The sequence below is a fragment of the Butyrivibrio sp. WCD2001 genome (assembly GCF_000424485.1).
Classification (GTDB): Bacteria; Bacillota; Clostridia; order Lachnospirales; family Lachnospiraceae; genus Butyrivibrio.
This window is the reverse complement of record NZ_AUJZ01000015.1, coordinates 79,539-89,684: the sequence shown is the minus strand read 5'-3', so window position 1 is coordinate 89,684 and position 10,146 is coordinate 79,539. Positions and strand designations below refer to the sequence as shown.

Sequence of the window (10,146 nt, the reverse complement as noted above, 5' to 3'; positions counted from 1 at the left end):
GTATTCCACTCTTTAAATTTGTAGGTGCCGTTTGTGAATGTATCGGCTGCTCTTACTGTAAGTCCTTCGCCGATTTCTCCCTTATCAACAATATCCTCAACTGTTGCACCTGTATTTGCCTTATAGGTAAGGGTATCCTCCCACATAGCAAAGAGCTCATCAACATCCTCAGTAAGTGTATAAGATGAATCCGGCTGGTATGTCGTACCGGTTCCATCAGGCTTAGTATTCCAGCCAAGGAATGTATACTCACCATTTTCGAAGCTGTTGGCCGCAACAGTAAGAGTTGATTCAGGATCTCCTGTTTGTTCAAACGTCTCATCATCCTCTGTGTTAGAATGATAAGTCAGCTTATCTTCCCAAACTGCAAACAGTGCCTGATAAGGCATTGCCTCATTAGCAGCAACCTTTGTTGCCGCCTTGCCTTCATAAGTGAATGCGCCGTTTTCATATGGTATGAATAGACTCAGCCCGCTCTTTTTCCAATTGGCTGAATTATTCATAAATCTAGATGCCTCTTCGTCAGTATTACCCATGTTTACCTTTGCCCAGCCCTTGAATTCATACTTGGACTTGTAGGAAGAGGTATCAGGAACTGTCTTAATTTCAACTGCTTCATTGATCTGCAGTGTGCTCTTATCTGTGGTTTCTCCGGCGTCAACCTTATCAATTGTGAATGCAGCTGTATTATCGTTTGCATACCACGGTATGTAGGTAGGTGTAGCTTCTTCTTTAAGCTTGTACTCAGCACGAAGCTGGATTACATAAGAATTCTTGCCTCCTCCAAGCGAAGTAACCTTAGCATATGCTGCTTTTATATCATATGATCCACCGGGGAATACATCCTGCACATCCTCGTATTTATCCCCTGAAATGTATTTCTGAACTACCCAGTTCGAGAAAACATATCCTTCAGGAGCCTTTACTGCCGGCACTGCTATCGCACGTGAATTATCAACGTATAATCCTTTATCCTCAGCAGTTCCTGTTCCTGTTCCGGGATGTCCCTTGCCATCAATATCAGGATCGGTCAGGCTGTAAACAACGTTAATTCCTTCCGCACCGTCGAGAACCTCTCTCCACTCAGCATAGATATCGAACTGTTTGGTAATCCAAAATCTATTCGCATCCTCAGGTAACTTATCAGTATACGGAGTGGTAACCGTATCTTCATTCAGGACATATACGTCTCCATTGAATACTGAATCCGGCTTAAAGTCAGGAGTTGTATACCAGCCAACAAAACGGTATCCTGCTTTTCTTCCTGTAGGTGAACTGATTTTTGCGCCGTAATCTACACGGAAATCCATGGCCTGATTATTACCCCAATCTGCACCTTCCATATTGGGATGCAGGAATGCACGGTACTGGATCTGACGCCATTTTGCAAATACTGTTACACCTCCCATAGGCATTGTGGTGTTAAAGTCGTATTTAGAATTACATGCCTTATCCATGTACCAGCCTTCAAATACATATCCAGGCTCGGGGCAATCTACTGTTATATTATATCCACTAATATCAGCACCAAATTTGATATCATCTCTTTCAGTTAATTGAACGCCGCTATTATTCTGTATTTCACCGTCTGAACCATTAGCATATTTACCATCCATATAGTTGATAGCAAATGCTTTAGGCTGATAATAATAGTTTATAGTACCTGTTTTGGGACGCTCAGTTACACTATACCCATCACGTTTTACATATTCATATCCGTCTATTGGCGGAGCATGCTGAGAGTCAATACCACTCTGATTAGATCTTACTGTAACCTTCTTGCTGGGTTCAGCGGGATATTCTCCATTTGCATCCGCAAAATAGAGATTATAGGTCCAGTTATAAGGATCGCTGTCATAACGGGCTACTACATAGTTGCCATCCTTGGAAGTAAGATCTGCAAGAACGCACTCATCCATTATTCCAATAACACCTTTGACAGTATTTCCACCATTACCGCTACTGGTATAGGACTTAGCTCCTTTGCGAAGAAGCCAGCTTACAAAAGTTTGTCCGCTAGGTTGTACTTCTTCGTATGTAGGCCACAGGCCCGAGATATCATCACCATAATAGGCAGTGATAGGATAATAGTAGTACTGTCCGTCAGCTGTACCGGGTGCAGTACCTTTAATCTTGGTAATACCATTTAAGGGTAGGTTCCAGGCTCCGCCATACGCACCGTTACCTGCATATTGTGATCCCGTGTAAGTATTATTACCGGTCTTCCTTGTTAAATACATCTTAAGTGTATACTGAACACGATCAAAGTATACATTTGCTACGCCGGTACCCTCGGCGGTTATTGTTGCATCTTCAACATTCTTAAGTGTAAATCCGACAAACTCAGGATGCTTAATATTGGGAAGATTTTCTGCATCGGCAGATTTAACTCCGCCATACTGTTCTTTGGCTATCACTGCATATTTAACATCTCCAATTGTCTTTTCTTCGATAGCCTTTTCATCTTCTTTTATCTTCTTTCCAACGCGTCCTTTTCCTACAGCAGACCCTGCAAAATCATAGCCGTTTTTGGCCGCATTCTGCTTCCAGATAAGAATTGTATAGGGCGCTTCGTTATTAGGAGTCCATTTTGCATAGATGGTTGTTTTCTCAGTAAGCGGGTTACCAAATGTAAATTCATTTCCGTCTGTGCATGCTTTGTCTTTGAACCAACCGCCAAAAGAATAACCCTTTCTGGTCATCTCCTCATCCGGTCTGGATTTTCTTGTAACCTCATCTGCTTTAACAAATATCGGTGCGCAGTAAGTAGCTCCTTTTCCGTTCTCATCAAAAACAAGCCAATGTCCTGCAGGAGCATCTACAGAGAAGGCTACATCACCTTTTATTGTTATGTCCGTGGGATTAGGGAAAGGCTTATCAGTTTCTACTCCCCCTCTGTCTACAATATTCCCATTGCCTTCAGCAACAAGCCAGCCTTCAAACTTATGCTCATCATCAGGCACAGTATATGCCATATTTACAGTGTAAGGTCTGATTGAAGCATCTCCTGTAGCATCAGCACGTACATTAACTGCATGCTCTCCAAGTACAACTTCGTTTTCAAGATATTTTACCTTGTACTGCTTAAGAAACATTGCATAGTATTCCAGTACTGTTCCGCCTTCTTCATCAGCATCGATTGCAGGTGGAAGCATACCGTTAACTGTATCCCTTATTTCTTGAATAGTAAGTCCGGTTGCATCAGGTTCATAATTCTTGTCAGTTGTCCATCCTGCAAAATTAACGCCGGCTGCTAATTGACCAACTCCAGGATCATAGAGAACCTGCTCCATCTTGTCATTCTTCTTGACATACATTGAAGCAATCTCTTCATCACCATTCTTGAAAACAACCTTTACACGGCAGTTATCATCATCTTTTCCGACAACTACATATACTGAGAAATCGCTGGAATTAAATTCAGCTGTATCGCCGTTCATACTTGCATCAGAAACAACATTCGCATCTCCGTCATCAGAAATGTGAACTACCTGAGCTTCATCGGATTCTGTGATCACTTTACTGTGAAGCTGTACCTTGATAGGCTTTTCGGGCTCGATATCCTTATCCTTGTAGTAGAAAGTGATATCAACAGCTGCTGTGCTGTCAGCCTCAACGCCTGCTGCCTGTGCAGCTGCATCAAGAATAGCCTGATCATATACAGCAGTAACCTTCATTATGGTGCCTTCAGGAAAAGCTCCTTCTCCGGCTTCAACGTGAACGCTGATATCTCCGGCCTCATCATCAAAGGTTACAGCCGGCATATCAACTTCGGGCTCAGCCTCTACCACAAGCTTTTCGAAGTTAGCTGTGAAAACAGCACCCTCAACGGTCTGCTCTGCTGAAGGAACAAAAGTTGCTTCCTCTCCTACTACTGTAGCGGCAGCATCTGTCCAGTTTGCAAACTTATAGCCTTCATCAGCTATAGCTGTAGATCCGGCAGCAGCCTCTGTAACTGTCTCAGTTTCTACAGATACTTTACCGCCTTCAGCTGCAACATAGCTTATCACGATACCCTGAGGTGTCTCAGCTGCAGGTGCTTCAGCTTCTCCAGCCTCGGCAGGTGCCTCTTCAGGCACTACTGCTTCGCCGTTATCCTCTGCTGGTGTCTCTGCTGAAGGTGTCTCCTCAGCGGGAGTATCTGCTGCAGGAGTTTCCTCTTCGGGAATCTCTGTAGGCTGTACTTCCTCTGTGGGCTGTGCATCAGGATTCTCCACATTTTCAGCAGGCTCTTCTACCTGAGCTTCTTCTGCCGGTGCCTCTGCTTGAGGCTCCTCTACCTGTGGTTCTTCCTGTACAGGTTCCTCTGCCGGTGGTTCCTCTACTTGAGGCTCCTCTACCTGTGGCTCCTCTACCTGTGGTTCCTCTACCACCTCCGGTGCCGGCTCTTCAGCCTCCTGCACATTCTGTTGTTCTGCGCCCTGGGGTTCCCAGAGCCCGTTTTCGTCTGATAGACCTTGCTCGATTGCATCTACGTCTGAATTAGCGCGAGCGCCAATGCTGTTGTAGTCTGACCCAAAGGTCGTAAGAAGGACTACAAGAGCCATAAATGCAGCAAGTTTACGTGCGATATTCTTACGCATGACTTTTTCTCCCCTCGATAAAAAAGTTAACTAGTGCAATATATATTATTATATGAAATTTTCTTTCAAAATAAACTACCAAATATGAAATAATCAATTCATAATTCGTACTTGACAAGTTGAGAATTTCGTGAAAATAGGTCTATATTGTTTCTATTGCATGCAAAAGAGCTGCCATATGCAGCTCTTAAAGAACAATTTGTACTATTTTCAGATAATTATTTTAATTTGTTTTTGAAAAAATATTGCAAGAAAATGATTGACATTTTTTTCAGGACTTTTGTCAGCCATTACTTCTTATTCCAAATATATCCGATTGCAGCTCCGACAATTCCACCCACAATATGTGCTGTGTTAGAGATATTATCGTTTATGAAAACCCCGTCTATTATCTGCTGTCCTATAAATATGATTGCAACAAGAATGAAAGTAAGCGGGATTTCTCCGCCTTTGAAGCCTGTGAAGGAAGTCATTACGATGAATGCAAATACAATTCCGCTAGCTCCGCATAGTGCAACAGTAGGGAAAAACATTGAATTTACGATTCCCGTTATAAGAGCGGTAACAAGTATAACAACAACAAGTTTTGCTGATCCGTACTTTTCCTCAAGCGCAGGTCCAAGCAGAAGTATATAGGACATGTTGCCGATGAAATGCTCCCAGCCGGAGTGTCCCAGCGTATAAGTGAAGAATCTGAGATAGGTGAGCGGCGATCGAAGATCCGATCTGTAGGTTGTGAAAAATGTCTGTGTGCTGGCTCCATGCGTTACTATTCCCAGAAGAAGGACTGCAAAACTAAGCAGTGCAAACCCAAGTACAACAGGTGCGTTAAATGTTATCTTTAGTTTTTTCATTTTCCCAAATCCCCTTAATTATGCAATGATTTTATGTAATCATATCACATTTTTCTCCTAAATATCAGATAAACCAAGGCCGGTACTAGACAAGATACCCTGTTTTTTCTTAGAATAAATATGCTGTGCTGCGGCGCAAGCATTATTTATTTTAGCGAGGTTTTTATGAATATTAATCCTATGGCAATTATGGAATTGCAGCAGAAATTTAACACCTTCAAGGCTGAGCACCCGCGCGTATTCCCTTTTTTCAATGCGGTAAAGGACTCATCCCTTCAGGAGGGCACCATTTTTGATATGAAAATCACAACTCCGGACGGAGCTTCAAAGCAGTGTAATATCAAGCTTACACAGAATGATATCGATCTTTTCAGAACCATGATGGATATGGGAAGGCAGCAATAATATGAAAGCAGTCATTTTTGATATGGACGGAACCATCCTCGACAGTCTTGATGATTTAAGAGACAGCGTGAATCATGCTCTTCGTGAGAACGGTCTTCCCGAGCGTTCAACAAAGGAGGTTCGCGCTTTTCTCGGAAAAGGTATGGTATACCTTGTGAATAAATGTGTTCCCGAGGGCACGGATCCCGAGACCGAGAGCAGGGTTCTTGCCATGCACAAGGAGTACTACCCTCTTCACTGCGCGGAGAAGACGAAGCCCTATCCCGGAATCTGCGAGCTACTTAGGTCTCTAAAGGATGCGGGAATTAAAACCGCGGTAGTATCCAACAAAACCGATGAAAATGTACACAGGTTGGCAAAGAGTTATTTTGACGGTCTTTTCACAGTGGCTGTAGGCGCAAGAGAAGGTGTTCCGAGAAAGCCCTCACCGGAGCTTGTGGATATCGCGCTCTCTGAGCTTGGTGTGTCAAAATCGGAAGCCGTGTATGTCGGAGACTCTGATATTGATGTTGCCACCGCAAAGAATTCAGAGCTTTCAATGGTTACTGTTTTGTGGGGATTTCGCGATAAGCCTGAGCTTATAGAAGCAGGTGCGGAGCTCTTTGCAAAAGACACAGAGGAACTTAAGGAGATTTTACTTCATGAGTAAACATGGAATGGTAAAAGCTGTCGGTACTCACTTCGAATATGAGGACGGCACAATTTTCTATCCTTTCGGTACAACTATCTATGCCTTCGCGCATCAAACTTCGGAAATAATCGAGCAGACCTTTGAGAGCCTTTCCGGCTCTCCTTTTAATAAGGTCAGAATGTGCGTTTTTCCCAAGGACTATACCTATAATAAAAATGAGCCGGAGTTCTATCCGTTCCATAAGACTGATTCCGGGTGTTGGGATGTAGATTCACCCGATGAGAGATTCTGGAATCATCTGGAAGGCATTATTAAGCACCTTGATAATATGGAGATTCAGTGCGATCTCATTCTTTTCCATCCCTACGACAGATGGGGATTCTCGCAGTTTTTACAGGAAGATAATCTAAAATATCTGCAGCTTTGCATAGACAGGCTGGGACATCTTGATAATATCTGGTGGAGCCTTGCGAATGAGTATGATCTTCTGCTTCATAGAAAGAGCATGGAGGATTGGTATGAGATTGAGGAGTATCTAGCATCTCATGATAAGAGGCATCATCTTATTTCCAACCATAACTGTTTTGTTCCCTGGGATACTTCGAGAGCGAATATTACTCACGGTTCCTATCAGACCAAGCGTTTTCCCGATATTGGCGGTCTCGTTAGGAAGTTCGGAAAACCGATTATGGTTGACGAGTGCTGTTATGAGGGAAATATTCCCGATTTCTGGGGTTCTATTTCCGGCGAAGAGATGACTGCCAGATTCTGGATGAGCATCGTAAGCGGGGCTTACTGTACTCACGGAGAGACTTTTCTTGATCCCGACGATGTGCTGTGGTGGTCGAAGGGCGGCCGCTTAAAAGGAACATCTCCCGAGCGTATTGCTTTTCTTAAAGAAATTGTTGAAAGTCTTCCGGGACCGGTTGAACCTCCGGCGGGCGGTATTCCTTACTTCTCTGAGCTCTCCGATGAGGAGCGCCGCGAAAAAGAAAAGGATCCCGGTTTTGTCAGTTTCATGAATGCCATAGAACTGATGACTCCCGAGAACCGTCATATGCATTTCTACGCAGAACACTGCTACAGCGGCAGATGCGCCGATAACTCTGCTATCATCAATTATTATTATCTCAGGTGCTGTGCCAGGGATACTCTGGTTTTGCCCGCAGATAAAAAGTACAAAGTCGAAGTAATCGACACCTGGAACATGACCAGGGAAGTTGTCCTCGAGAATGCATCAGGAAAGGTTACTGTTGCTCTGCCCGGCAAGCCCTATATGGCTGTGATTGCACACTAGGGAAATAACACTTCCCAAAATCAGTACTGCTCCGGCTATCGGATAAATGATCAGAAGCTTGTTTGTTGTTCCGTATATGGCAAGAACCCCGGCGAACACGCTTCCTACGCTTAATGTTGCAATAGCAGAATTCCATAAATTGATGAATATCGGGCTCGCCGTTTTTCCAAGTGTATGCATGATCATGTAGGGTAAAACGCCCATTATAAGCGGTACCGCGAATGCATATATCATGAAATACGAATATACTCCATGGCTGTACATTTCATAAATTGCTCCAAACAGAGCCAAAAAGATCGTACCTGCGAGATTTCCAAATAAACTTCTTCTTATGCTACGAAATGAATACAATGTCGCTTACCTCTCTTTCCTTTATCTTTCCGCTTGTGGTCGGATTATTAACAACCTGACCGTTGAAATACATTGTTGATGATCCTCCCCCATCCAGATTGTAAGCTGTTTCCACACCAAGCTTTTCCATGAAGGTTGCCAGCTCATATAGGCTCAAGCCTTCACTTTCCGAAGTTCTTCCGTCCGATACAACAAAAACAAAATGATTTTCATCGATCACTCCGATGGCAGTTCTAGGATTGCTGCTCATTTCTCTGTCAACTTTGGTGTTGGTACTTACAGCTATTTCGCTGTCCTCCACCAGTGCCGGTCCGAAAGAAAACGCCTGCCATACTTCCTTTTCCAAAAGTTCATCTGCCGTATATTCGCTGTCCTTTACTACCTCCATCGATCCGTTCGCATATATGCATAGAACATCAGAGCCATTAACGCTATCCCTGTAAACCACGCCATTTCTGATCACATATCCGCTTTCACGAGCACCGTAATAATCTCCGTTTACAGCGAGAATTGCGCCATTTTTCTCTGCAATATCGGAGGTGATATCAGTTACATTTTTTCCGTAAGTATCCTCAGCAAAGGCTGTCTTAAGATACTCGGCGGATGTCAGAGTCACGTCTGCCACATATATTTTCGTGTCATATTCATCGTAAGTAGTGAGCTCTATGGTCACATTCTCATCTTTATAAGATGTCTCTCCTGTGTATTCTGATGTGGTTGTTGATTCACTATTGTTGGCGGATTCGTTATCGCTTGGGGCATTGCTGTCTTCAGTTGATTCACTATCGTCAGGCGCTTTTCTGTCCTTGAATTTTTCCGGGAATCCGGAATCTTTGGACCATCCTCCCGGATGCTTATGTCTTGAATGTTCTATTTTTTCGGACCCGTCTGTGGTGTCCTGATCTGTATTGTCCTGTTTTATGCTGTCACTAATCCCTGAACTGACTTCCATTCCTGAAAACATTGCTGTATTTATATCAGTTGCATTAGTGTTGTAACTCTTTGCCAACACAAAAGTATCCAGTGATATATATGTGGTAAAAGCAGTAAGGGCGATAGTGTACAAAACAGCCCATGCGTGTTTTTTCATTTTCTTTCCTTCCTCAATGTATTTTTCATAATAGCTTTTTCAGCTTATTTTCTTTATTGGGTATTATTGCAAATGAACCTAAATGCAACCTAAAGGTTTAAAAAGGATGCTATGATTTTTTAGTATATGATTAGATAGAACCTTTCCTGATTTGAAAGCTTGACTGAATAAAGCTTTGCGATATTAATGAGGAATGGCCGGGCTCCTCGAGAAGCCCGGCCAACTAATATGAAGAAAGAGTGTGTGTATGCTATTTCCAAAAGGATTGCTCCTCTCGATGATTACACTATATACCTCTAACCTAAATTGAAACTAAATGCTAAAATAAAAAATTCAGCCTGAAACTGATTATCTTAATCAGTCATGAAATATATCACGGATTAGTTAGCATCTGTTGTGTCTTCCGCTGCAGCATCCTCAGTAGTATCTTCTGTAGTAGTATCTTCTGTAGTAGTTTCCTCTGCATTATCTGATGTAGCTTCTGTTCCATCAACTGTCTCTGCTGCAGGTACTACATCCTCTGAAATTTCTGTTGCAGCTGCATCTGCTGCAGGATGTTTAGCAGCATAAACTCTCCATCCTACCAGAGAACATACAGCAAGCAGAAGCACCAGACTTACACACTTTGCAATCTTTACATTTCTCTTATGTTTTGCGATTCTTGCCTTTCTCCCCTTCTTCTCGATTTTGTAAGCATCAACTTTTTCCTGACTCATTTTTTTCCTCCCAATTGATAATTGATGTGGTATGGATAAACACTGTGTTTGATTGCGCCTTGATTATCCACATATTTTTGATGCTAGCACACAAATGTGTCTTAATTTTGAACCACAATGTTCTTTGTTGTGATTAACATCTTATATACTTAGCATTTCCACATTATGTCCATAGGATTTATTCATCTTCTGTGAAAACCACTTTTTTAATTCTTCCAC

At 42.8% G+C, this 10,146-nt stretch carries 8 protein-coding genes; 3 read left to right on the top strand and 5 right to left on the bottom strand.

Translation table 11 applies throughout. The annotated features are described in order from the left end of the window. Both G630_RS0113200 and G630_RS0113195 read right to left on the bottom strand, forming a co-directional pair. Positions 1 to 4,583, bottom strand: a 4,583-nt coding sequence (locus tag G630_RS0113200; RefSeq protein WP_026498854.1) for an InlB B-repeat-containing protein, incomplete at its 3' end; no start/stop codon positions are given. 290 nt (positions 4,584 to 4,873) lie between these two features. Next, positions 4,874 to 5,437: a rhomboid family intramembrane serine protease gene (locus G630_RS0113195; RefSeq protein ID WP_022762321.1), complete on the bottom strand. Its 564-nt coding sequence runs from the start codon at positions 5,435 to 5,437 to the stop codon at positions 4,874 to 4,876. 165 nt (positions 5,438 to 5,602) lie between these two features. On the opposite strand from G630_RS0113195, the gene G630_RS0113190 reads away from it, so the two are divergent. From G630_RS0113190 to G630_RS21880, 3 genes are read left to right on the top strand one after another with little or no spacing between them, the layout of a single operon-like run. Next, positions 5,603 to 5,842, top strand: coding sequence for a hypothetical protein (locus G630_RS0113190; RefSeq protein ID WP_026498853.1), 240 nt, complete (start codon positions 5,603 to 5,605; stop codon positions 5,840 to 5,842). A gap of 1 nt (position 5,843) precedes the next feature. Next, positions 5,844 to 6,491: an HAD family hydrolase gene (locus tag G630_RS0113185; protein ID WP_026498852.1), complete on the top strand. Its 648-nt coding sequence runs from the start codon at positions 5,844 to 5,846 to the stop codon at positions 6,489 to 6,491. Then, positions 6,484 to 7,770, top strand: coding sequence for a DUF5605 domain-containing protein (locus G630_RS21880; protein WP_049946210.1), 1,287 nt, complete (start codon positions 6,484 to 6,486; stop codon positions 7,768 to 7,770). The genes G630_RS0113185 and G630_RS21880 overlap by 8 nt, the downstream gene beginning before the upstream one ends. Here G630_RS21880 and G630_RS24280 read toward each other — a convergent pair. The 3 genes from G630_RS24280 to G630_RS21875 form a co-directional block, all read right to left on the bottom strand. Further along, positions 7,711 to 8,121: a hypothetical protein gene (locus tag G630_RS24280; RefSeq protein WP_026498851.1), complete on the bottom strand. Its 411-nt coding sequence runs from the start codon at positions 8,119 to 8,121 to the stop codon at positions 7,711 to 7,713. The genes G630_RS21880 and G630_RS24280 overlap by 60 nt on opposite strands. Continuing rightward, entirely contained in the window at positions 8,105 to 9,211 is a 1,107-nt protein-coding gene (locus tag G630_RS0113170; RefSeq protein WP_026498850.1) for a phosphodiester glycosidase family protein, read from the bottom strand. Before G630_RS0113170 ends, G630_RS24280 begins: the two co-directional genes overlap by 17 nt. A gap of 380 nt (positions 9,212 to 9,591) precedes the next feature. After that, positions 9,592 to 9,927, bottom strand: coding sequence for a hypothetical protein (locus G630_RS21875; RefSeq protein ID WP_044959314.1), 336 nt, complete (start codon positions 9,925 to 9,927; stop codon positions 9,592 to 9,594). Positions 9,928 to 10,146: the final 219 nt, after the last annotated feature.